Source organism: Vibrio sp. SBT000027, assembly GCF_963894355.1.
Classification (GTDB): Bacteria; Pseudomonadota; Gammaproteobacteria; order Enterobacterales; family Vibrionaceae; genus Vibrio; species Vibrio splendidus.
Genome location: NZ_CAWQGD010000003.1, coordinates 149,350 through 172,668, shown reverse-complemented (window position 1 = coordinate 172,668; position 23,319 = coordinate 149,350). Strand labels below are relative to the sequence as shown.

Genomic DNA, 23,319 nt, shown 5'->3' with positions numbered 1-23,319 from the left:
ACTCCTTACTTACGGCCTTTACGCTGCTTCTTAGGCTTATCGCCTTTTGGCTCTACTGCGTTAGCAGCTGGCATACCGCCTAGAATCTCACCTTTGAAGATCCAAACTTTAATGCCGATCACACCGTATTGAGTGTGAGCCGAAGAAGTTGCGTAATCAATGTCTGCACGTAGAGTGTGTAGAGGCACACGGCCTTCACGGTACCACTCTGAACGTGCGATTTCAGCACCGCCAAGACGGCCGCCTACTTGTACTTTGATGCCTTTAGCGCCTAGACGCATAGCATTTTGTACCGCACGCTTCATTGCACGACGGAACATAACACGACGCTCTAGTTGAGACGCGATGCTATCAGCTACAAGCTGACCATCTAGCTCAGGCTTACGTACTTCAGCGATGTTAATTTGCGCTGGTACACCTGCGATTTTAGCTACAGCTGCGCGTAGCTTCTCTACGTCTTCACCTTTCTTACCGATAACAACGCCAGGACGAGCTGTGTGAATAGTCACACGGATGCTCTTCGCTGGACGCTCGATAACGATACGAGATAATGATGCTTTTTGTAGTTCCTTGGTAAGGAACTGACGTACCTTGAAGTCGCCGTCTAGGTTGTCAGCGAATTCGTTGGTATTAGCAAACCATGTAGCATTCCAAGGCTTGACGATGCCAAGACGAATACCATTAGGATGTACTTTCTGACCCATTGCTTACTCTCCTAGTCTTTAGCGATCTGCTACAACAATAGTGATGTGGCTTGAACGCTTCAAGATACGATCCGCACGGCCTTTAGCACGAGGCATAATACGCTTCATGATAGGGCCCTCATCTACGAAGATTTTAGCGACATTTAGATCGTCGATATCTGCACCTTCGTTATGTTCCGCGTTAGCGATAGCTGACTCAAGAACTTTCTTAACTAAAACAGCAGCTTTTTTGTTGCTGAAAGTTAGAATTTCTAGAGCCTGGTCTACCGACTTACCGCGAATTTGGTCTGCAACTAAGCGAGCTTTCTGTGGAGAAATACGAGCAAAGTTATGTTTAGCTAAAGCTTCCATCATCTACTCCTTATTTCTTCTTAGCTTTCTTATCTGCAGCATGACCGCGATAAGTACGAGTTGGTGCAAATTCGCCTAGTTTGTGACCGATCATTTCTTCGGTAACGAAAACAGGGACGTGCTGACGACCATTATGGACAGCGATGGTCAAACCAATCATTGTTGGGATGATCATTGAGCGACGGGACCAAGTCTTAATAGGCTTTTTGTCTCCGCTTTCCACCGCTTTCTCTACCTTCTTCAGCAAGTGTAGGTCAATAAAAGGACCTTTCTTGAGAGAACGTGGCATGGCGATTCCTCTTTATAAATTATTTAGTGCGACGACGTACGATGTACTTGTCAGTGCGCTTATTCTTACGAGTCTTGAAGCCCTTAGTAGGAACGCCCCAAGGAGATACTGGGTGACGACCACCAGATGTGCGGCCTTCACCACCACCATGTGGGTGATCCACCGGGTTCATTACTACACCACGTACGGTTGGACGTACGCCGCGCCAGCGTGAAGCACCAGCTTTACCAAGTTCACGTAGCATATGCTCAGAGTTACCAACTTCACCGATCGTTGCACGACCTTCAGAAAGTACTTTGCGCATTTCACCAGAACGTAGACGGATAGTTACGTATGCACCATCGCGAGCGATGATTTGAGCATAAGCACCAGCCGAACGAGCTAGTTGTGCACCTTTACCAGGCTTAAGTTCAACACAGTGTACAGTAGAACCTACTGGGATGTTGCGCATCGGCAGAGTGTTACCTGCTTTGATTGCAGCATCTACGCCAGATTGAATCTGGTCGCCTGCGTTAACACCTTTAGGTGCAATGATGTAACGACGCTCACCGTCTGCGTACAGAACTAGAGCGATGTTAGCACTACGGTTTGGATCGTATTCTAGACGCTCAACTTTCGCTGGGATGCCATCTTTAGTACGTTTGAAGTCAATCAGACGGTAATGGTGTTTATGACCACCACCGATGTGACGTACTGTAATACGACCGTTGTTGTTACGACCACCGTTCTTAGAGTTTTTCTCTAAAAGTGGTGCGTATGGCTTACCCTTGTGCAGGTCAGCGTTAACAACTTTAACGACGTGACGACGACCAGGGGAAGTCGGCTTACATTTAACAATAGCCATTTTTACTACTCCTGTTATTCCGCGCCGCCAACGAAGTCAAGATCTTGACCTTCTTTCAAAGTAACGTAGGCTTTCTTAACGTCTGAACGACGGCCTTCACGCATACCTTGACGTTTGGTCTTACCCTTTAATACAAGAGTATTTACAGACTTAACTTCAACTTCAAATAGCTTTTCTACAGCTGCTTTGATCTCTTTCTTAGTTGCATCTTTAGCTACTTTGAAAACGATAGTGTTCGCTTTCTCAGCTGCCATAGTTGCTTTTTCAGAGATGTGCGGAGCACGTAGAACTTTTAAGATACGCTCTTCAGTGATCATGCTAGCATCTCCTCAACTTGCTTAACTGCGTCAGCAGTCATCAGAACCTTGTCGAAAGCGATTAGTGATACTGGATCAACACCAGCAACATCACGTGCATCTACTTTGTATAGGTTACGAGCAGCTAAGAATAGATTTTCATCTACTTCGCCAGTCACAATCAGAACGTCGTTTAGCTCAAGCTCTTTAAGCTTAGCTACAAGTTCTTTTGTTTTTGGTGCTTCTACAGAGAAGTTATCAACAACGATTAGACGCTCTTGACGAATCAACTCAGACAGAATGCTCTTCATAGCACCGCGGTACATTTTTTTGTTTACTTTTTGGCTGTGATCTTGTGGTTTCGCAGCAAAAGTAACACCACCTGTACGCCAGATTGGGCTACGAATTGTACCAGCACGTGCACGGCCAGTACCTTTTTGGCGCCATGGCTTAGCACCGCCGCCTGATACTTCAGAACGAGTCTTTTGAGCACGAGTACCTTGACGAGCACCTGCTGCATATGCAACAACTACTTGGTGTACTAGAGCTTCGTTAAAGTCACGTCCGAAAGTAGTCTCGGAAACAGTTAGTGCATCAGCACCTTTAACCATCAATTCCATTACTTACTCCTAGACGTTATGCTTTAACAGCAGGTTTTACGATCACGTTACCGCCTGTTGAGCCTGGTACTGCACCTTTAATAAGGAGTAGATTGCGCTCAGCGTCAACACGTACGATCTCTAGGTTTTGAGTCGTTACACGCTCAGCTCCCATGTGACCTGCCATTTTCTTGCCTTTAAACACGCGGCCTGGAGTTTGACATTGGCCAATTGAACCCGGTGCGCGGTGAGACAAAGAGTTACCGTGAGTCATATCTTGAGTAGAGAAATTCCAACGCTTGATAGCGCCTTGGAAGCCTTTACCTTTAGATGTACCAGTAACGTCTACTTTTTTAATTTCGTTGAAAAGTTCTACGTTTAGCTCAGCGCCAACTTCAAACTCTTCGCCGTTTTCTAAACGGAATTCCCAAAGACCGCGACCTGCTTCTACACCCGCTTTCGCGAAGTGACCAGCTTCAGGTTTAGTTACACGGTTAGCTTTCTTAGCACCAGTAGTTACTTGGATTGCTGCGTAGCCGTCTGTCTCAAGAGTTTTAACTTGAGAAATACGGTTCGCTTCAACCTCAACAACAGTTACTGGGATAGAAACGCCTTCTTCAGTAAATACGCGGGTCATACCCACTTTACGTCCGACTAGACCAATCATTATTCTTATCTCCCTTAACCTAGGCTGATTTGAACATCAACGCCAGCTGCAAGATCAAGACGCATTAGAGCATCAACAGTTTTATCTGTTGGCTCAACGATGTCGATCAAACGCTTGTGAGTACGAATTTCGTACTGGTCACGTGCATCTTTGTTGACGTGTGGAGAGGTAAGAACAGTGAAACGCTCTTTACGAGTAGGAAGTGGAATAGGACCACGAACCTGTGCGCCAGTACGTTTTGCTGTTTCAACGATTTCCGCAGTTGAAGCATCGATTAGCTTGTAATCAAACGCTTTAAGGCGGATACGAATACGTTGGTTCTGCATGAGACAGAGCTCCAATTATTAAAAATTACACAAACAATATCGCCACTCAAGCTCGAAAGAACGAGAGAATGCCGATTGATTTATGTGAAACCGTAGCATCCAAAATCAGGACGCATTGTCAGTTAACTTTTGAAGTAAACACGAAGTTTACTATTTTTATTAACCGCGAACATAAGCTGAGTATACATTACTAGGTAAGACCTACTCCTCAGTGCTCATTGGTTCACAAACCGGCGTTAGCCAGTGCGATGCATTATACAGATCACGTTTTAGTATGCAAGTAGTGTTGGGAAAATAATCGGAATATATTGAAAAAGGAACTTGGGGAGATATGGATTATTGCGCGGGAAAGGAATGTTTCTCTATAAATAATAAAAGGGAAGCCGAAGCTTCCCTTTTCAGATGCGTGCTCTTCTAATGAAGAGTGTGCAAAAATCTAAATGCTATTAAGCGAAGATTTTAGCTACAACACCAGCACCAACTGTACGGCCACCTTCGCGGATTGCGAAACGTAGACCTTCGTCCATTGCGATTGGAGCGATTAGCTCAACAGTCATTTGAACGTTGTCACCTGGCATTACCATTTCTACGCCTTCTGGTAGAGTGATATCGCCTGTTACGTCAGTTGTACGGAAGTAGAACTGTGGACGGTAACCCTTGAAGAAAGGAGTGTGACGGCCGCCTTCGTCTTTAGAAAGTACGTATACTTCAGACTCAAACTTAGTGTGTGGGTTGATTGAACCTTTAGCAGAAAGTACTTGGCCACGTTCAACGTCATCACGCTTAGTACCACGTAGAAGTGCACCAACGTTCTCACCTGCACGACCTTCGTCAAGCAGTTTACGGAACATTTCAACACCAGTACAAGTAGTAAGAGTAGTTTCTTTGATACCAACGATTTCTACTTCGTCACCTACACGTAGGATACCGCGCTCGATACGACCAGTAACTACTGTACCACGACCTTGGATTGAGAATACATCTTCAATAGGAAGTAGGAACGGTAGATCAACAGCACGCTCTGGAAGTGGAATGTAAGAATCTAGTGCTTCTGCAAGCTCAACGATCTTGTCTTCCCACTGCTTTTCGCCGTTTAGAGCGCCAAGTGCAGAACCTTGAATTACTGGAAGGTCGTCTCCTGGGTACTCGTACTCAGAAAGAAGTTCACGTACTTCCATTTCTACTAGCTCAAGTAGCTCTTCGTCATCAACCATGTCACATTTGTTCATGAATACGATGATGTAAGGGATACCAACTTGACGACCAAGTAGGATGTGCTCACGTGTTTGTGGCATAGGGCCATCTGTAGCAGCAACAACTAGGATACCGCCGTCCATTTGAGCAGCACCAGTGATCATGTTTTTAACATAATCGGCGTGTCCAGGACAGTCTACGTGTGCGTAGTGACGTTCAGGAGTATCGTACTCAACGTGAGAAGTTGCGATTGTGATACCGCGCTCGCGCTCTTCTGGAGCGTTATCGATAGATGCGAAATCTTTAGCAACACCGCCGTACACTTTTGCAAGTGTAGTACAGATAGCAGCAGTTAGAGTTGTTTTACCGTGGTCAACGTGGCCGATAGTACCAACGTTTACGTGCGGTTTCGTACGTTCAAATTTTTCTTTAGACACAATCGTGTTCCTTCCTAGTTATGATTCGCCACGTTCATTATTGAGCGAGACGCGCCAGAAATTGCTATTTTATGCGCCAACTCTCGTTAGCGCAATATTTGGACGCATTGTTCTTTCAAAAAATGAAAAAAATGCGTCCCTTTTGTTTAACCACGCTCTGCAATGATTGCTTTTGCAACATTGTTAGGCACTTCAGCGTACTCACTAAACTCCATAGAGTAAGAAGCACGGCCTTGTGTCGCAGAACGTAAATCAGTTGCGTAACCGAACATGACAGACAACGGAACTTGTGCACGAATTATCTTCAGGCCAGCTGTCCCCTCGTCCATACCTTCGATGATGCCGCGACGACGGTTAATATCGCCAACAACGTCACCCATCCAGTCTTCTGGAGTAGTTACTTCAACTTTCATCATAGGCTCAAGCAGAACCGGTTGCGCTTCAAGTGCACCCGATCTGAAAGCCATAGAGGCAGCGATTGTAAACGCCATCTCACTTGAATCTACTTCATGGTAAGAACCATCATATAGTGTAGCTTTGATATCCAAAACTGGATAGCCAGCAAGTACACCATTGTTCATCTGCTCTTCAACGCCTTTAGCGACCGAAGCGATAAACTCTTTAGGTACGATACCGTTGGCAATTTCATCAACGAAGACAAAGCCTTCGCCAGCTTCTGATGGTTCAAGTTTTAGCCACACGTGACCGTACTGACCTTTACCACCATGCTCACGGATAAATTTGCCTTCCGCTTTCGCAGTACCGCGAATCGTTTCACGATAAGCTACTTGCGGGTTACCAACGTTGCAGTTGACGTTAAATTCACGCTTCATACGGTCAACGATGATATCTAAGTGTAGTTCGCCCATACCAGAAATCAGTGTCTGGCCAGTTTCCGCATCCATATCAACGCGGAATGATGGGTCTTCTGCTGCTAGTTTACCTAGAGCGATAGTCATTTTATCTTGATCAGCTTGAGAGCGAGGCTCTACAACGATCTGAATAACTGGATCTGGGAATTCCATACGCTCAAGAACGATTTTATGGTTCTGATCACATAGAGTTTCACCAGTAGTAACATCTTTAAGGCCGATAATGGCTGCGATGTCACCTGCTCGTACTTCTTTTACTTCTTCACGTTTGTTTGAGTGCATTTGAACAATGCGCCCTAAACGTTCACGTTGTTTCTTCACAGAGTTGTAAGCTGTTTTACCGCTTTCAACAACTCCAGAGTAAACACGGATGAAAGTTAAAGTACCAACAAATGGGTCTGTTGCAATTTTAAATGCTAGCGCTGAGAACGGTTCTTTGTCGTCCGCGTGACGCTCAATTTCATTCTCGTCGTCATCAATACCTCTAATTGCCGGTACATCGACTGGAGAAGGAAGGAAGTCAACCACTGCATCTAGAACAGCTTGTACACCTTTGTTTTTGAATGCACTACCACAAGTGGCAAGTACGATTTCATTATTAAGGGTACGAATACGAAGACCTTGCTTGATTTCAGCTTCTGTTAATTCACCTTCTTCAAGGTACTTATCCATCAGCTCTTCATTTGCTTCTGCAGCAGCTTCAACAAGTTCGGTACGATATTCTTCAGCCATTTCTTGCATGTCTGCAGGAATATCTTCGTACGTGAAAGTCATGCCTTGGTCAGCTTCGTTCCAGTTGATTGCCTTCATCTTGAGAAGATCGACAACACCTTGGAAGTTTTCTTCAGCACCAATGTTCAGTTGAATTGGAACAGGGGTTGCGCCTAGGCGGTCCTTGATCTGTTCAACTACGCGCAAGAAATCTGCGCCTGTACGGTCCATTTTGTTAACGAAAACCATACGTGGAACTTGGTACTTATCAGCTTGACGCCATACTGTCTCTGACTGAGGTTCAACACCAGACGAGCCACAGAAAACAACAACTGCACCATCAAGTACACGCAGAGAACGTTCTACTTCGATTGTGAAGTCAACGTGTCCAGGAGTGTCGATGATGTTGATACGGTGGTCCGAGAACTGAGCTTCCATACCACGCCAAAACGTAGTGGTTGCTGCTGAAGTGATCGTAATACCGCGCTCTTGCTCTTGCTCCATCCAATCCATGGTTGCTGCACCATCGTGAACTTCGCCGATTTTGTGAGAAAGACCGGTATAGAACAGAATACGTTCACTTGTGGTTGTTTTACCTGCATCTACGTGAGCAACGATACCGATATTACGGTATTGCTCTATAGGAGTTTTACGAGCCACGGTTGAATCCTCTTATTAGAGACTTAGGGACTATTGCTATGTCTAGATTATGCGTTAAAAGCGATGCTTCGCTAAAAAGTGCTTGCCCTAGAAATAGCAATAGTTCCTAGCATAAGCATAGGAACTAAAGAAGTGCTGCAAGGAACCTTGCAGCACTAAAAAGGTATTACCAGCGGTAATGTGCGAACGCTTTGTTTGCGTCAGCCATGCGGTGAACGTCTTCACGTTTCTTAACCGCAGTACCTTTGTTCTCAGACGCGTCTAGCATTTCAGCAGCTAGGCGTTGAGCCATAGATTTTTCACCACGCTTACGCGCAGCTTCAACTACCCAACGCATAGCAAGAGCGTTACGGCGAACCGGACGAACTTCTACAGGTACTTGGTAAGTTGAACCACCCACACGGCGAGATTTAACTTCTACCGCTGGGCGAACATTTTCAAGAGCTTCTTCAAATACAGCTAAGTGATCTTTACCAGATTTCTCAGCCATAGTTTCTAGTGCAGTGTAAACAATCTTCTCTGCAGTAGATTTTTTTCCGTCAACCATAAGGATGTTAACGAATTTTGCCAGCAGTTCAGATTTGAACTTAGGATCTGGAAGGATCTTACGCTGGCCTATTACGCGACGACGTGGCATGGAATTTCTCCGTTGTCTTCTTCAGGTTTTTTCCAAAACTTTTCAGAATAATAAATAAATAGTGTTTGGCCTTACTTAACGCTTTCTTTTTAAAAAAGACGCATTAAGACTTAGGACGTTTCACACCATACTTAGAACGACCTTTCTTACGGTCGTTAACGCCTGCACAGTCAAGTGCACCGCGAACAGTGTGGTAACGCACACCTGGTAAATCTTTAACACGACCACCACGGATAAGAACAACACTGTGTTCTTGAAGGTTATGACCTTCGCCGCCGATGTATGAAGTAACTTCAAAGCCGTTAGTTAGACGAACACGACATACTTTACGTAGTGCTGAGTTCGGTTTTTTTGGAGTAGTAGTATATACGCGAGTACATACACCACGTTTTTGTGGGCACGCTTCTAGTGCAGGCACGTTGCTTTTAACAACCTGCTTTACACGAGGAGTACGTACCAACTGGTTAATAGTTGCCATTAACTAGCTCCTGATTTACTTGAAAGTAAGCTTGATGAAAAATCTAGCCCTATTACACATAGTGTAAATAGGGACGCAAAATTCTATTCAGCAGTGGGATGTGTGTCAAGAAATATACAGATCTTTTTTAGCCGTCTAGAGCTCAGGATGGTCTTTTTTTAACCATACTGATAAAACGCAGCTACCAAGTTACTGATTTGTCGTTCAAAACCGTTAGTTTGACGAATCCGTCGAAGTCCACTTGATCCAGAGTGCTTGAAGCAAGTTGTTGTAAACCTCGGCTATCGAGATCTGTTTTTAATACCGACACATGTTCAACGATTGAGATTTGATTGAATAACTCATGATTTGGAAGGCAAACATACACCGCATCTTCAACCAAAAGGATGTGATCCTTTTGTTGCGAGTACGCCAATGCAAGCTTGAGTTTGTCTACTGATTTTACAATATGAAGCATAACGTTCCCTAGAAAGTCAGTATTTTTTGGCTCTGAGCTAACTTCTGCGTCAACTCATTCACTTCTAGCGCAGTCACATCGATCAGTAAGTTATCGGTCGAGAGACCAAACTGATTGAGGCTATGTTGACACACGTAAACTTGCTCGATGTCATAGAGGTCCATAAGCTTGAATGCAGAAATATAGTCACGTGATAGGGATTCATCAGGCTGTTGAGCCTTGAGAAGCTGTGTAACGCCATTACCAACAAAGAACACGGTAATGTCTTCACTATAGGCTGAAGCCGCTAGCAGTGCGTCTAGCCCTTCCCTGCCCGCTGCCGTCGTATGAGGAAAAGTGTTAAATACAAAGGCCAATTTACTCAAAACTGTACAACCCTATCTTGCATCAAAAGTGCTTCAGATAAGCTCCCTAACCCAGCTTGGGTAAACCCAGCCGCCAAGTTAGATGCACTCAATTGATGTTGCGTTGCTTCATCCGTGCTGATCACTCCGCGTCTAAGCGCAGCAGCAACACACGTTTCAAGGCTAACATTGTGCTCATCCGCCAGTTTTTGCCAAGCGGAAGCCAAGTCGAATTCATCATTAGCAGGTACGGTAAGGTCAGAGCCATTACTGACGCCATCTTGATAGAAGAATACACTGTGAAGTTTGTGGCCCTGATTAATAAGAGCCACTGCAAACTGGTAAGCACTTCTTGCCGACTGTGAACCGTAGACCGGTCCATTCACTAAAAGTGTATAGCTTAACAACCCTCTTCATCCTCTGTTTTACGTTGTCGGATGTATAGGTATACGGTGTGCTTAGAGATGTTCAATCGCTCAGCAACACGGTTAATCGCGTCTTTAATATCGAAAATACCTTTGTCGTAAAGCTCCATCACGATTTGACGGTTCTTAGTATTGTTCGATACTGATTTGTCGGCATTGATTTCTTCAATGGTGCGTTCAACCGTCTGGTCGACAAGCTCTTCCACATCACTCGCAAAGTTGACTGATGATGCTGCTTCGTCCGCATCTTGCGTAGGCATGAAAGATTGCAGTACTTGTGAGAATGGCGCATCTAAGTTTACGTTAATACACAACAAACCAATCACTCGGTCTTCACCATTGCGGATAGCAACCGTGATCGACTTCATCAATACTCCGCCTTTAGCGCGAGTAAAGTATGAACGTGAGAAGTTACGCTTAGAACCTTCAATATCTTTCAGCATCTTCAATGCAAGATCGGTGATCGGCGAACCAACCTGACGACCTGTATTTTCGCCGTTGGCAATTTTAATCGCAGAAGTATTGAGGTCTTCTAAAGAATGTAAAACGATTTCACAAAACGGACCGATAAGACTCGCAATACCGTCAACCACGGCCTCATAAGATCTTAGAATGATTTTATCGTGTTCACTGAATGGCATAACGTGGACTGATTCCATTTCAAGTAACACATCTGCATTGACTGTTTCTGTAGTAGTCACTTATTCCTTACCTTCGTGTGAAAAATCAACAAATTTATGTAAGTTTATCAGAAAATTTTAATTGCACACCTAGCTAACATTGCAACTAGTGATTTAGAACAAGTTTAAAAATCAAATACTCACCTTCAAATCATAAAAAAAGCCTAACTCAAAGTTAGGCTTTTTATTCAATCAACGTATTTTAGAATAAAACTTTTAGCTGATATTACTGAGCAGGAGCCGCTTCAGCGTTATCAATTTTAAGTAGTTCAACTTCGAATACTAGCGTTGAGTTAGCAGGGATAGTCGGTGTGTCTTGCTCACCGTATGCTAGCTCTGGCGGGATAACGAACTTGTACTTAGAACCAACTTGCATCAGTTGTACGCCTTCAGTCCAGCCAGGGATTACGCGGTTTAGTGGGAATGTTGCTGGTTCGCCACGATCGTAAGAGCTGTCGAACTGAGTACCGTCTGTTAGCGTACCTTTGTAGTGTACTTGAACGGTATCAGTGTCTTTTGGAGAAGCACCTTCACCAGCCGTCATTACTTGGTAAAGTAGACCAGATTCAGTTTGCTTAACGCCTTCAGTTTTAGCGAACTCAGCACGGAAATCATCACCGGCTTTCTTCACTTCTGCAGATTTTTCTGCCGCTTGTGCTTGCATTGTTTCAGCAACACGCTTGTCTAGAGCTTCAAGAGCTGCGCGAGTTTCTTCTTCGTTAAGTGCTGTTTTCTCTGCGAATACGTCTTCGATACCTTGAAGAACCATATCTTTGTCTAGGTTAATGCCTAGCTCGCTTGGCTTATCAATGCTTGTGCTTAGGTAGTTCGCGAAAGATACACCGATTGCGTATGCCGCTTTGTCATCTTCTGTTTTAAAGTTTACTGCTGCAACTTTAGCTTCTTCTACCTGTGGAGCTTCTGCCTTTGGTTCTTCTTTCTGACAACCAACTGCTAGCATAACCGTTGCGGCAAGCAGTGATACTTTTAAAACTGATTTCATTGAATTCTCCAATTAATGGCCAAGCCATTGGTTATTGTGCACAAATCTAATGATTAGATTGGTGTGAATACGTTAGTTATAACAATATACTAGTCATATGTCTTTCGACACAAACCGGATTATTAGATGTGATGCGAATATTTTTCCACTCATTGCTATGTACGATTGTCATCACCTTGTTAAATGGTTGCTTTTTCTTTCAAGATGATGAGCAACGTTGGGAAATTGAACCCAATGGTGCCACCAGCTTTGCCCTAAGCAGAGATGGACGCTTCGCCCTGCTCTACTCTCAGCAAAAACACTTACTGCTCTGGGACTTAGACCAAAACAAAGAGCTCGCTCAGCTCGGCCCACAAGACCAATCAGAAAACCAAGTATCGCGTATCCGCATCTCTGACAACGGCCGCTTCGCCATTACCGCCAGCCAGATGAATTTCGCCGTTTGGGACTTATCTTGGACTCAAGCTGAAGGGCTTTGGTCTATTTCCGATGGCTTAATTCGCGATGTCGACATATCCAGCAATGGTGAAAAAGTCTTACTTGGCCTGTCTAATGGCAAAGCTATCTATGTGGACTTAGTCACCGGACGCCGTCTTGAGTTCCTTGCTCACCGAGAAAAAGTTAATTCAGTCTCCCTCTCTTCTAATGGCCGCTACGCATTATCAGGCGGCAACGACTACAAAGCTTACCTTTGGGATACCGAATCAGGCTTGGTGTTACGTACCTTCGAGCATGAACAAAGAGTAGTACGAGTTGCACTACAACGGGATGGAGAATTGGCTTTTACTTCCGATGGCGGCAACCAAGCGATGATCTGGGATTTGGAAACAGGTGAACCTCAAGCGCAATTGCAGAGCTGGTCTCGACAGCTGATATTCTCTAGTGCTCGCTTTTCTGACGACGGCAGTATGTTGGTGACGGGTACGCCATCAAGCCAAGTGAGTGTGTGGAATACTCAAGATGGAAAACGCATTTCTCGTCACGATGCCGAGCCATTAAAAGATGCTCGCCCTCCCCGTGCGGTAGTGTATGATGCAGCCTTTGATGAAAAGAACCGTGTGATATCGGGCACCTCTGCGGGCATCGCCCAAGCTTGGAATGTGGATTAAGAACGATGACAGAAAAGCGAATTGAACAACTAGAAAGCCGCGTGAATGACCTAGAGTGTCAGCTAGCTTTCCAAGAACAGACCATTGAAGAACTCAATGAAGCGCTTAGCCAACAACAGATGTTGATCACGAGAATGCAAGATCAAATGAAGTTCGTGGTGGGTAAAGTGAAAAATATGGATGGCTCAAACCTCGCTGATGCATCAGAAGAGACGCCACCTCCACACTATTAAGTGCGGTTCCAAATAACGAATTGGTTCTAGCGACGCACATCGCTAGTCTCTCGTCCTCGATGTGTAAACACATTTCAGGACGGGACATAGAAAACTAAAAGGGCGACAGATACTCATCTGCCGCCCTTTTGTTTATTTCACCTGAGTGAATAAGCTAAAGCCAATTAAACCAATACAATCTTAGTCATCGGCATAAATCTTCACTTCCACGCAACCGTTCGTATCAACACTCGCACGATACATCCCTGAACTGTTCATACCGAAGTGGATATCACCTTGGCCATCAATAGCAATCAAGCCACCTTCTCCGCCCATGGTTTTCAATTCACCTTGAATGATCGTTTCACAAGCCGTGTGCACATCTTCCTTGAGATAACGCATTCTTGCAGCCACATCACTGGCGACCATCTTTCTAAGGAAGAACTCGCCCATTCCTGTCGTTGATACGGCCACGTTGCCATTTTCAGCAACAGTGCCTGCACCGATGATTGGAGAATCTCCCACACGACCGTATTTTTTATTGGTTACGCCACCGGTACTGGTTGCTGCAGCTAAGTTACCGGCTTGGTCTAATGCGACAGCGCCAACCGTGCCGTACTTTTTATCATCTGGGTATTTTTGAGCTTGTTGCTCATCGTATTTTGCTTCAGACAAAGCAAAGATACCTTTCTCTTTCATCGACTGAAGTTGGTCATAACGACGCTCAGTAAAGAAGTAATCTTGCTCGGTGAAGATATACTCATGCTCAAACGCAAACCTCTCTGCGCCTTCACCAATCAGCAGCACATGATCGCTTTTAAGCATCACATCACGCGCAAGCTCAATTGGATTTTTGATATGACGGACACCTGCAATAGCACCCGCATCCATTTCGCGACCGTGCATCACAGAAGCATCCATCTCAACAAATTCGTCATGAGTTAAAACCGAGCCTTTACCGGCATTAAAGTGTGGGCTGTCTTCCATCACTTTAACCGATGCCACCACTGCATCCAACGCATCGCCACCCGATTGCAAAACTTGATAGCCAGCCAAAACCGACTTCTCCAAAGCCTCGGTAATACCCGTTTTTAATTCATCGCTCATTTGCTCTCGCAAGATAGTTCCTGCACCACCATGAATGGCAATTGAAAAAGGCTGTGACATGCAAACTCTCCACTGACGTCGTCTTATAATGTTGTGCTATCAATACCACATCCATGTTTTGATGTCTGATAGCGAAAACCAAACTTTTTACGAATGCTTAGATTTGCGGACACTTAGATTTGCAGACACTTAGTTCGCTTGATTAAAAGTCAGCTCAAAAAGCGAGACTCCTAAACGAAAAAAACCTCCACAAGGGAGGCTTTCGATATTCTTAAACTAAACCGTTAGTTCGGTATTAGTGAGAACCACAGCTACCGCCGCCGCAGCAGCCGTCTTTTTTCTCTTCAGCGTGGTCATGGCCTTCGCCACCACAGCAACCGCCTTCGTGGTCATGATCATGGTCGTGACCGTGGCTACCACAGCCGCCTTCTTGGTGTACGTGACCGTGTTGAACTTCTTCTTCAGTCGCTTCACGAACGGCTACAACTTCAACGTCAAACGTTAGAGTTTGGCCAGCTAGCATGTGGTTACCATCAACAACAACTTCGTCGCCATCTACTTCAGTCACTTCAACTGGGATTGGACCTTGGTCAGTATCCGCTAGGAAACGCATGCCAACTTCGATTTGCTCAACACCTTGGAATACGTCTGCAGGAACACGTTGAACTAAGTCATCGTTGTGCTCGCCGTAAGCGTCTTCTGGAGTAACCGTTGCTGAGAACTTGTCGCCAGCTACTTTGCCTTCAAGCTCTTTTTCAAGACCTGTAATTAGGTTGTTGTGACCGTGAAGGTAATCTAGTGGAGCTTCTGCAGTTGATTGGTCAACTACTACGCCATCTTCAAGTTTCACTTGATATGCAACACTAACTACTACGTTCTTTTCAATTTTCATGAGAGCTCCAAGGAGGTTTGGACTAAGCTCGAACAGTTGAGCTTAGGAAAAATTCTGTACCGGGATATTATGGGGATCAATTAACGAAACTCAATCATTCTGGCTTAAAAATACCGATCATTTCTTGATTCGCGTGTTCAGATTTCTCTACAGTTTTCGGTTTGCGCTGCTCTGTGAAGTCACAATCGACGCATTCCACCAGCTCGATATTATTTTCAACCCACCAGCGGAGTGTGTCTTGAGTGTTGCAACTTGGGCAGCTTGCCCCTGCGATAAAGCGTTTTTTCTGTTTCACGTTCATATCCTTTACTACTCTGGATTCGCAGTTCTTCCCACATGCTCTATTCGAGACTAAGCAGAGACCGCGTTTATTATTAGATTGGTTCTTTAAGTTACAGTTTTTAAGAACAACTATAGAGCTAAGCTCAAGCGATTAACTCTAATTTCTAAGCTCTAAGCTCTAAGCTCAGGCTATTGCCAATAGTTTCTAGATTGGTGATCATTTTCCATCTCATGTCCAAAGATCTCTTCAAGCTCTTTACGAGCCTCTTTCGCTCTCTGAGCTAACTCTGCATCTTCGCTATGCTGAGGAAGCAACTCTTTGAGCATACCATTATCCAATTTCCTAAAATGTGCTTCTGCTCGCTTCGCTTTATATGGATGCATACCAAGTTCAGTCAATGTTTGACGACCTAAATCTAGAGCCCCAAGGAAAGTTTCACGAGAATAATTGCTCACACCATGGTTAAGTAATTGATACGCTTCAACACGGCTTCGAGCACGCGCTAAGATCTTCAACTGTGGGAAATGCTGCTTACACAAATCCACGGTTTTCATGATTTCGTCCGGAGAGTCGGTACACAGCACAATAGCTTCGGCCTTATCAGCTCCCGCAGCTCGTAATAGTTCAAGGTGAGTTGAGTCACCGTAGAATACCTTGTAGCCGAATTTTCTAAGGATATGGATTTGGCTGGCATCACTTTCAAGAACGGTGATACGAATCTTATTGGCATACATTAGACGTCCAATGATCTGACCGAAACGACCAAAGCCGGCAATAATCACTCGAGGGCTACGATCGACAACATCAGAAGACATCGCGCTTTCACTGATTTGATTGAGTTGACGAGCAAAGAAGCGATCTTGCAGCTTAAGCATCAATGGCGTGGTCACCATAGAAAGGCTCACAACAACCAGTAAGAACGACACTTGGTCACCACTTAGGATGCCTTGTGCACTCGCCGCGGTAAAAATAACGAAAGCGAATTCACCACCTTGGCTGAGAATCATCGCCATACGGCTGCGCGCTTTAGTTTGAGTACCGAAGATACGAGCCAGCGCATACAACACCAAGCCTTTCAATACGACCAGAGACGACACCGCGATCAATATTGCGAATGGACTTTCTGCCAGCAAACCTAGGTTTACCGCCATACCCACAGAGATAAAGAACAGACCAAGCAGTAACCCTTTGAATGGGTCTATGGCGATTTCAAGCTCATGTCGATATTCACTTTCAGCCAGAAGTACGCCCGCTAAGAAAGTACCCAGTGCCATCGACAAACCAATCTGCTGCATGATGACGGCAATACCAATCACTAATAACAGCGCCGCGACCGTGAACAACTCACGTACGCCACTCATGACTACGTATCGGAACAGTGGTCTCAATAAGAAGTGACCACCGACAAGCAAGCCAATGACACCACCTAGCATCCACAGCATGTCAGCCCAACTGCCGCCCGTATTACCCGCAAGTAGAGGCAACATCGCTAGCATTGGAATAACGGCAATATCTTGGAAAAGTAGTACTGCAAAGCCTGACTGCCCCGCTTCTTTACCGCCGAGCTCCCTCTCTTCAATAACACGTAAGGCAATGGCTGTCGAAGACAGCGCTAAACCCATACCTATTACGAGGCTGGTTTGCCAAGTTAATCCGAACAAACAGGCGATGGCGGTAATAATCAGAGTGGTGATCAGCACTTGCGCGCCACCGAGTCCGAGAATAGGCGCCCTCATCTGCCACAGTTTTTTAGGGTTAAGCTCTAAGCCAATCAAGAAAAGCAGCAGCACCACCCCAAATTCGGAGAAGTGTAGAATCGCCTCTACATCACTGATTAAACCAAGCCCCCACGGGCCAATCGCCACGCCAGCTAATAGATAGCCGAGTACTGAACCTAAGCCAGCTCGCTGCGCGATAGGAACCGCAACCACAGCAGCCGCTAAAAATATAACGCTACTTTGTAGAAAATCATTAGTCAGAGCCATCATTCGCTCCTATATCTTGTAGCGGGTCTCGCAACCAATTTCGATACGCTTCTGCGTGTTGGTAAAGCGTCATATCCGAAACATTTCTCGCCCAGTGTAAAACTAAGGGGGATATCCAGTGCATCTGACACAAAGCAGCGGTTAGCTCGAATGGTTGCAAGATCTCTTGTAATGGATATTTATTATAGCCTGCGGCGCCAAACGCCTCTTCTTTACCACCGGTAGTAATAACGCTGCGCCAGTGTTTGCCTTTAAGCGCACTCTGCTCACCGAATGCAAATCCTTTTCCTAACACACGATCAAACCACTCCTTCAATAACGAAGGACAGGAATACATAAACAGAGGATGCTGGAACACAATCACATCGTACTCTAGGAGTAAATCATGCTCATAAGGCACATCGATAAAGAAGTCTGGGTAGATGGCGTAGAGATCGTGAATTTTGACATGACCGAGCGACTCGACCTTTTTAACCATCATTTGATTAGCAATAGAGGTGTGCGGCTCTGGGTGTGCGTAGATTATTAACACCTTTGGCACGGCTTTGTCTGTCGAGGGAGTATTACTCATTCCTTTGAAACATTCCTTTGAGGGCTAAACGGTGGCAAGGCCACAAGAATTTAAGCAAAAGTTATTAATATGTTATTGGCATCATAACGCAAATTGCATTGTGATCGACTTTTATCTGGTTTCAGCCTACTATGCAGGCGTCTGTTCACCTCTAATTTCTATGCTATTTCAATTATGATTACTTTCTCTGATATTCAATTGCTCCGCGGTGGTAAGCCACTCCTCGACCAAGCATCTGCGACTTTTCATCCTGGCGACAAGATCGGTTTGGTTGGTAAAAACGGCTGTGGTAAATCTACGCTGTTCGCCCTAATCAAGGACGAACTGTCTATTGATGCTGGCTCGTTCAGTAAACCAGCTCATTGGGAAATGGCTTGGGTTGCTCAAGAAACACCAGCATTAGAAAGAACAGCCATTGAATACGTGATCGATGGCGACCGTGAATACCGTGGCCTTGAAGATCAACTAGAGAAAGCGGAACAAGCCGACAACGGTACATTAGTCGCAGAGATCCACGGCAAGATTGAAACCATTGGTGGTTACAGCATCAAAGCACGTGCTGCCGAGTTATTGGATGGCCTAGGCTTTCGCCAAGAACAAATGACATGGAACCTAACCCAATTCTCGGGTGGTTGGCGTATGCGTTTGAACTTAGCGCAAGCCCTTCTATGTCGCAGTGACCTACTGCTACTCGATGAGCCTACCAACCACTTAGATTTAGACGCAGTAATGTGGCTAGAACGTTGGTTACAAAACTACCCAGGCACACTCGTTCTTATCTCGCACGATAGAGACTTCTTAGACCCTATCGTCAACCGCATCGTGCATGTTGAAAACCAACAGCTCAATGAATACACCGGTAACTACTCATCGTTTGAAACCCAACGAGCACAAAAGTTAATCCTGCAGCAGGCAATGTTCCAAAAGCAGCAGAAACAAATGTCTCACATGCAGAGCTACATTGACCGTTTTCGCTACAAAGCATCAAAGGCTCGCCAAGCGCAAAGCCGTATTAAAGCACTAGAGAAAATGGAACAAGTGCTGCCCGCTCAGTTTGATAACCCATTCAGTTTTGAATTTAGAGAGCCGGACGCGCTACCAAATCCAATCATGATGATGGATGAAGTATCAGCGGGCTATGATGACAATCTGATTCTAGAGAAGATTCGCCTAAATCTAGTACCCGGCAGCCGTATCGGTCTGCTTGGTCGAAATGGTGCCGGTAAATCAACGCTAATCAAGCTGCTTTCAGGTGAACTGAAACAGCAAGGCGGTGAGCTGAGCTATTCGCAAGGCGTTAAGATGGGTTACTTCGCTCAGCATCAATTGGAGACGCTGCACCCAGAAGAAACGCCACTTCAGCACATGATGCAAATTGCGCCGAAACACACCGAGCAACAACTGCGTGACTACTTAGGTAGCTTTGGCTTCCAAGGTGAGAAAGCACTCGACAAGGTGGCGCCATTCTCGGGTGGTGAAAAAGCGCGCTTGGTATTAGCGCTACTGGTATGGCAAAAACCAAACCTGTTGCTACTCGATGAACCAACTAACCACTTGGATCTCGACATGCGTCAGGCGTTGACCTTCGCCCTACAGACATTTGAAGGCGCAATGGTTATCGTATCGCACGACCGTTACCTACTTCGTGCGACTACTGATGATTTATACCTTGTGCACGACCGTCAAGTTGCACCGTTTGATGGTGACCTAAGCGATTACTACAAGTGGCTAACCGAACAACAGAAAGTTGAGCGCAAAGAAGCGCAAGCATTGGCACCAGCAAAAGACGGCGCCAACAGTGCAGCAGCGAAAAAAGAGCAGAAACGTAAAGAAGCAGAGTTCCGTAAACTGACGGCGCCACTTCGTAAAAAGCTGACTCAATTTGAAAAGCAGATGGATAAGTTAACGCTATCTCTCGAAGAAGCTGAGCAAGAATTATCCGACACTTCACTGTATGAAGCTGAAAATAAGGCTAAACTGAATAAAGTACTCGCTCTCCAAGCGAGCAGTAAGTCACAGCTAGAAGAAGTTGAAATGGATTGGATGTCCACTCAAGAAGAGCTTGAGCAGATGGAACAGGATATGGATAGCTTATGAGCCCAGAGCACGCCCCAATATCACTAACACTGGAACGACTATGGCAATTTAGCCTTCAGTATTACAGTGTGCGCGGTGTAAAGGATGCGTGCCTAGCTTTGCAAAACCAGTTCCACGGCAACGTCAATCTACTGCTGCTTCTCAAATGGCTTGATGAGCAGCAATTGTCTTTTGCCGAAGAAGAGTGGCACAAGGTACAACAGTGCTTAAGCCGCTCTGAAACCCTGCTTCATAGCTATCGAGAGCTGCGTAAGCACCTCAAACCTCAAGTCGTCGATTCCCTCTACCGTGAAGCTCTCCAATTTGAACTGCAGTTAGAGAAGCAACAGCAATCTGATCTCGTCGACTGCATTAATTCTCTTCAGCTTACGGCTAACCAGCAATCACCACTCGCTTTTCAATACTGTCGTTTATTAGGGGCTGAAAACCTCTACGACGCTTTTTCTGAACCAGCACCTCAACCCTAACGCGTTTCCTTTCTCTTATCTTCAATCAAGATCCAAGCTTACCTTGGTAGTATCGCTCTTCGTTTTCACACGGGAGTGGCGCGCATGACTGGCCATATATTTGAAGTTCAATCTCGACAATATTCAACTAGTTACCTACACCTTGTTTTTGTAGCCCGTATCAGCGAAACCCTTGCGCTTATACCGAGAATCAACCAAGCTCAAATAAAAACGTGGGCGTTTCACTAAAAAGCTCAACACTTTATCAAAGCCCATAAAAGAAGCATGGACTGTTTTTATGACAATATTTACCGCAGCCGCTGGTTTATCTAACCCGCACTTACAAACCTTAGTGCCACGATTTATTAGAAAGCAGGCGTTGTTTGACCCTCAATGGCAAACCTTAGAAACACCCGACGGTGACTTTCTCGATCTTGCTTGGAGCGAATCGCCAGAGGGTGACACCCCAAGTAATGATGCTCGAAGTAACAAGCCGATATTCGTTCTATTCCATGGCTTAGAGGGAAGCTTTGAAAGCCCTTATGCCAACGGACTGATGAATGCCTTTGCTAAAGATGGCTGGCTATCAGTGATGATGCACTTTAGAGGTTGCAGCGGAAAACCCAATCGCTTGGCTCGCGCTTATCATTCTGGTGAAGTCGAAGATGCGCGCTTTTTCCTAAGACATCTACACGCCCAGTTTCCCAATAACCCTAAGGTAGCGGTTGGTATCTCTTTGGGCGGTAACATGCTGGCGAACTATTTGGCTGAGTACGCGGACGACCCATTGCTGTCGGCGGCGACGATTGTCTCTGCACCTTTTGATCTGGCTTGTTGCTCTAGTCGTATTGAGCGAGGTTTCTCTAAGCTCTATAAAAAGTACCTGCTCAACTCTCTCAAATCGAATGCCTTGAAAAAGATTAAGCTGCTGCAAGAAAAGCTCGGTATCACCGCCGAAACCATTAAGAAGATAGACAAGCTGTATGAGTTTGATGAACGGATTACTGCGCCTCTGCACGGGTTCAAGAATGCTCAGGACTACTATGCTCAATGCTCAGCGCTTCCTAAACTTAATAAGATTAAACTACCGACTCAGATCATCCATGCCAAAGACGATCCGTTTATGACAGACGACGTGATTCCAAAGTTCGTATTGCCTGACAACATCGACTATCGCCTATTTCAAAAAGGCGGCCATGTGGGGTTCATTACCGGTAGCACGCTCAAACCAAGGTTTTGGCTAGAAGAAGCATTACCTGCTTACTATGAAAGTATCCAAGATTCGGCATAATGGCCGAGCCTTTTTTAAGGACTGAGTAGTAGACGTCACTAAACACAGTAATCAACACATCAATAAACCTATTTATGAACATAAAAGAGAGAAGTATTTATGATCATCCCATGGCAAGACATTGCACCAGAAACACTGGAAAACCTCATTAAAGAATTCGTGCTTCGTGAAGGCACAGACTACGGTGACGTAGAGGTTTCATTGCAAAACAAGATTGACCAAGTGAAACATCAATTAGCCTCAAAGGAAGTCAGCATCGTGTTTTCTGAGCTGCATGAAACCGTTGATATTCAAGTCACAAAACGCTTCTAGGCTGCGCTCATAAAGGAGCCGTGTTATAGTGGTAAACGATTGCTAACAAGTAAGTTACTCAAAAGACAAGGGTTGTCATGTCCGCTAAACATCCAATTATTGCGGTGACGGGTTCATCAGGAGCCGGCACCACCACTACCTCAGAAGCCTTCCGAAAAATGTTCAATATGATGGACGTGAAGGCCGCTTGGGTTGAAGGGGATAGTTTCCATCGCTTCACTCGACCAGAGATGGATGTCGAGATCCGTAAGGCTCGCGAGCAAGGTAAGCACATCAGCTACTTTGGTCCACAAGCCAACGATTTTGGCGCATTAGAAGAGTTCTTCCGTCAATACGGTAATGAAGGCACGGGTAAAGTCCGTAGTTACCTACATACCTTCGATGAAGCCGTGCCTTACAATCAAATGCCGGGCACCTTTACGCCATGGCAAGAGATCCCAGAAAATTCCGATGTGATGTTCTACGAAGGTCTTCATGGTGGCGTGGTAGATGGCGACATCAATGTCTCACAGCACGTCGACTTGCTGATCGGCATGGTGCCAATCGTCAACCTTGAGTGGATCCAAAAATTCGTTCGTGACACACGCGATCGTGGGCACTCACGCGAAGCAGTAATGGATTCCATTGTTCGCTCAATGGATGATTACCTTAACTACATTACCCCGCAGTTTTCGCGCACTCATATCAACTTTCAGCGTGTCCCAACCGTAGATACATCGAATCCACTGAACGCTAAAGGGATTCCAAGTTTAGACGAAAGCTTCGTGGTTATACGTTTGCGTGGCATCAAAAACGTCGATTTCCCCTACCTTCTGGCTATGATAGATGGCTCATTTATGTCACGCCACAACACGCTTGTGGTGCCAGGCGGCAAGATGAGTTTTGCTATGGAGCTCATTGTAAGGCCCATCCTACAACAGCTCATCGAAACCGGAAAAATAGGTTAACAAGACGCCATTCTGGTTGATTACTTTTCATACCGTGATCATGTGCACAATTTTGCGTAAAAAATCGTAGCTTGGTCACGATTAAAATCAAGA

29 protein-coding genes are annotated in these 23,319 nt (G+C 45.3%); 7 read left to right on the top strand and 22 right to left on the bottom strand.

All coding sequences use genetic code 11. The annotated features are described in order from the left end of the window. Nucleotides 1–5: 5 nt before the first annotated feature. From rpsC to fkpA, 17 genes are all read right to left on the bottom strand, one after another. The gene (gene rpsC / locus AACU28_RS09295; protein WP_004736734.1) at nucleotides 6–704 is read right to left on the bottom strand and encodes a 30S ribosomal protein S3; all 699 of its coding nucleotides are present in this window, start codon (nucleotides 702–704) and stop codon (nucleotides 6–8) included. 18 nt (nucleotides 705–722) lie between these two features. After that, a complete protein-coding gene (gene rplV / locus AACU28_RS09290) occupies nucleotides 723–1,055 on the bottom strand; it encodes a 50S ribosomal protein L22 (RefSeq protein ID WP_004736732.1) in 333 nt (110 codons plus the stop codon). A gap of 10 nt (nucleotides 1,056–1,065) precedes the next feature. After that, a complete protein-coding gene (rpsS, locus tag AACU28_RS09285; RefSeq protein WP_004736729.1) occupies nucleotides 1,066–1,344 on the bottom strand; it encodes a 30S ribosomal protein S19 in 279 nt (92 codons plus the stop codon). 19 nt (nucleotides 1,345–1,363) lie between these two features. After that, the gene (rplB, locus tag AACU28_RS09280; RefSeq protein WP_017076297.1) at nucleotides 1,364–2,188 is read right to left on the bottom strand and encodes a 50S ribosomal protein L2; all 825 of its coding nucleotides are present in this window, start codon (nucleotides 2,186–2,188) and stop codon (nucleotides 1,364–1,366) included. 14 nt (nucleotides 2,189–2,202) lie between these two features. After that, on the bottom strand, nucleotides 2,203–2,505 hold the full coding sequence (gene rplW, locus AACU28_RS09275) for a 50S ribosomal protein L23 (protein WP_004736765.1): 303 nt from the start codon (nucleotides 2,503–2,505) through the stop codon (nucleotides 2,203–2,205). After that, nucleotides 2,502–3,104 (bottom strand): 50S ribosomal protein L4, encoded by a 603-nt coding sequence (rplD, locus tag AACU28_RS09270; RefSeq protein ID WP_004736764.1) that lies wholly within the window; start codon nucleotides 3,102–3,104, stop codon nucleotides 2,502–2,504. Before rplD ends, rplW begins: the two co-directional genes overlap by 4 nt. A gap of 16 nt (nucleotides 3,105–3,120) precedes the next feature. Then, nucleotides 3,121–3,750, bottom strand: coding sequence for a 50S ribosomal protein L3 (rplC, locus tag AACU28_RS09265; RefSeq protein ID WP_004736763.1), 630 nt, complete (start codon nucleotides 3,748–3,750; stop codon nucleotides 3,121–3,123). Nucleotides 3,751–3,764: 14 nt separating this feature from the next. Further along, nucleotides 3,765–4,076 (bottom strand): 30S ribosomal protein S10, encoded by a 312-nt coding sequence (rpsJ, locus tag AACU28_RS09260; protein WP_004736761.1) that lies wholly within the window; start codon nucleotides 4,074–4,076, stop codon nucleotides 3,765–3,767. 446 nt (nucleotides 4,077–4,522) lie between these two features. Beyond that, nucleotides 4,523–5,707 carry an elongation factor Tu gene (tuf, locus tag AACU28_RS09255; RefSeq protein WP_012604914.1) on the bottom strand — a complete coding sequence of 395 codons (1,185 nt, stop codon included), beginning with the start codon at nucleotides 5,705–5,707 and terminating at the stop codon, nucleotides 4,523–4,525. A 146-nt stretch (nucleotides 5,708–5,853) separates the two neighbouring features. Then, entirely contained in the window at nucleotides 5,854–7,950 is a 2,097-nt protein-coding gene (gene fusA / locus AACU28_RS09250; RefSeq protein ID WP_121602830.1) for an elongation factor G, read from the bottom strand. Between the two features lie 166 nt (nucleotides 7,951–8,116). Further along, nucleotides 8,117–8,587 (bottom strand): 30S ribosomal protein S7, encoded by a 471-nt coding sequence (gene rpsG / locus AACU28_RS09245; RefSeq protein ID WP_017073678.1) that lies wholly within the window; start codon nucleotides 8,585–8,587, stop codon nucleotides 8,117–8,119. Between the two features lie 103 nt (nucleotides 8,588–8,690). Next, the gene (rpsL, locus tag AACU28_RS09240) at nucleotides 8,691–9,065 is read right to left on the bottom strand and encodes a 30S ribosomal protein S12 (protein WP_012604917.1); all 375 of its coding nucleotides are present in this window, start codon (nucleotides 9,063–9,065) and stop codon (nucleotides 8,691–8,693) included. Nucleotides 9,066–9,246: 181 nt separating this feature from the next. Continuing rightward, nucleotides 9,247–9,522 carry a sulfurtransferase complex subunit TusB gene (gene tusB / locus AACU28_RS09235; protein WP_121602829.1) on the bottom strand — a complete coding sequence of 92 codons (276 nt, stop codon included), beginning with the start codon at nucleotides 9,520–9,522 and terminating at the stop codon, nucleotides 9,247–9,249. An 8-nt stretch (nucleotides 9,523–9,530) separates the two neighbouring features. After that, a complete protein-coding gene (gene tusC / locus AACU28_RS09230) occupies nucleotides 9,531–9,887 on the bottom strand; it encodes a sulfurtransferase complex subunit TusC (protein ID WP_017085994.1) in 357 nt (118 codons plus the stop codon). Continuing rightward, entirely contained in the window at nucleotides 9,884–10,273 is a 390-nt protein-coding gene (gene tusD / locus AACU28_RS09225) for a sulfurtransferase complex subunit TusD (protein ID WP_121602828.1), read from the bottom strand. The genes tusC and tusD overlap by 4 nt, the downstream gene beginning before the upstream one ends. Continuing rightward, nucleotides 10,267–10,992 (bottom strand): helix-turn-helix transcriptional regulator, encoded by a 726-nt coding sequence (locus AACU28_RS09220; protein ID WP_004729851.1) that lies wholly within the window; start codon nucleotides 10,990–10,992, stop codon nucleotides 10,267–10,269. Before AACU28_RS09220 ends, tusD begins: the two co-directional genes overlap by 7 nt. Before the next feature lie 205 nt (nucleotides 10,993–11,197). Further along, nucleotides 11,198–11,974, bottom strand: a complete 777-nt coding sequence (gene fkpA / locus AACU28_RS09215; RefSeq protein ID WP_004729852.1) for an FKBP-type peptidyl-prolyl cis-trans isomerase — start codon at nucleotides 11,972–11,974, stop codon at nucleotides 11,198–11,200. Between the two features lie 131 nt (nucleotides 11,975–12,105). Here fkpA and AACU28_RS09210 point away from each other — a divergent pair, with 131 nt between their 5' ends. Then, nucleotides 12,106–13,083, top strand: coding sequence for a WD40 repeat domain-containing protein (locus AACU28_RS09210; protein ID WP_029222056.1), 978 nt, complete (start codon nucleotides 12,106–12,108; stop codon nucleotides 13,081–13,083). A 5-nt stretch (nucleotides 13,084–13,088) separates the two neighbouring features. Then, nucleotides 13,089–13,316, top strand: coding sequence for a SlyX family protein (locus AACU28_RS09205; protein WP_004729640.1), 228 nt, complete (start codon nucleotides 13,089–13,091; stop codon nucleotides 13,314–13,316). 180 nt (nucleotides 13,317–13,496) lie between these two features. On the opposite strand, the gene AACU28_RS09200 is transcribed toward AACU28_RS09205, so the two are convergent. From AACU28_RS09200 to kefG, 5 genes are all read right to left on the bottom strand, one after another. Then, nucleotides 13,497–14,462 (bottom strand): isoaspartyl peptidase/L-asparaginase family protein, encoded by a 966-nt coding sequence (locus AACU28_RS09200; protein WP_102490950.1) that lies wholly within the window; start codon nucleotides 14,460–14,462, stop codon nucleotides 13,497–13,499. Between the two features lie 235 nt (nucleotides 14,463–14,697). Continuing rightward, a complete protein-coding gene (gene slyD, locus AACU28_RS09195) occupies nucleotides 14,698–15,294 on the bottom strand; it encodes a peptidylprolyl isomerase (protein ID WP_017083786.1) in 597 nt (198 codons plus the stop codon). 94 nt (nucleotides 15,295–15,388) lie between these two features. Further along, nucleotides 15,389–15,589 carry a YheV family putative zinc ribbon protein gene (locus AACU28_RS09190; RefSeq protein WP_017632113.1) on the bottom strand — a complete coding sequence of 67 codons (201 nt, stop codon included), beginning with the start codon at nucleotides 15,587–15,589 and terminating at the stop codon, nucleotides 15,389–15,391. Between the two features lie 176 nt (nucleotides 15,590–15,765). Next, on the bottom strand, nucleotides 15,766–17,562 hold the full coding sequence (gene kefB, locus AACU28_RS09185; RefSeq protein WP_029224575.1) for a glutathione-regulated potassium-efflux system protein KefB: 1,797 nt from the start codon (nucleotides 17,560–17,562) through the stop codon (nucleotides 15,766–15,768). Continuing rightward, complete coding sequence (kefG, locus tag AACU28_RS09180) at nucleotides 17,549–18,133, bottom strand: glutathione-regulated potassium-efflux system ancillary protein KefG (protein ID WP_004729645.1); 585 nt, start codon at nucleotides 18,131–18,133, stop codon at nucleotides 17,549–17,551. Before kefG ends, kefB begins: the two co-directional genes overlap by 14 nt. Nucleotides 18,134–18,307: 174 nt before the next feature. On the opposite strand from kefG, the gene AACU28_RS09175 reads away from it, so the two are divergent. From AACU28_RS09175 to AACU28_RS09155, 5 genes are all read left to right on the top strand, one after another. Further along, nucleotides 18,308–20,230 carry an ABC transporter ATP-binding protein gene (locus AACU28_RS09175; protein ID WP_004729646.1) on the top strand — a complete coding sequence of 641 codons (1,923 nt, stop codon included), beginning with the start codon at nucleotides 18,308–18,310 and terminating at the stop codon, nucleotides 20,228–20,230. Next, nucleotides 20,227–20,697 carry a TIGR02444 family protein gene (locus tag AACU28_RS09170; RefSeq protein WP_004729647.1) on the top strand — a complete coding sequence of 157 codons (471 nt, stop codon included), beginning with the start codon at nucleotides 20,227–20,229 and terminating at the stop codon, nucleotides 20,695–20,697. The genes AACU28_RS09175 and AACU28_RS09170 overlap by 4 nt, the downstream gene beginning before the upstream one ends. 277 nt (nucleotides 20,698–20,974) lie before the next feature. Then, nucleotides 20,975–21,967 (top strand): hydrolase, encoded by a 993-nt coding sequence (locus AACU28_RS09165; RefSeq protein ID WP_102547913.1) that lies wholly within the window; start codon nucleotides 20,975–20,977, stop codon nucleotides 21,965–21,967. Nucleotides 21,968–22,066: 99 nt separating this feature from the next. After that, a complete protein-coding gene (locus tag AACU28_RS09160; RefSeq protein WP_004729649.1) occupies nucleotides 22,067–22,279 on the top strand; it encodes a YheU family protein in 213 nt (70 codons plus the stop codon). A gap of 77 nt (nucleotides 22,280–22,356) precedes the next feature. Then, a complete protein-coding gene (locus AACU28_RS09155; RefSeq protein WP_004729650.1) occupies nucleotides 22,357–23,226 on the top strand; it encodes a phosphoribulokinase in 870 nt (289 codons plus the stop codon). Nucleotides 23,227–23,319 lie beyond the last annotated feature (93 nt).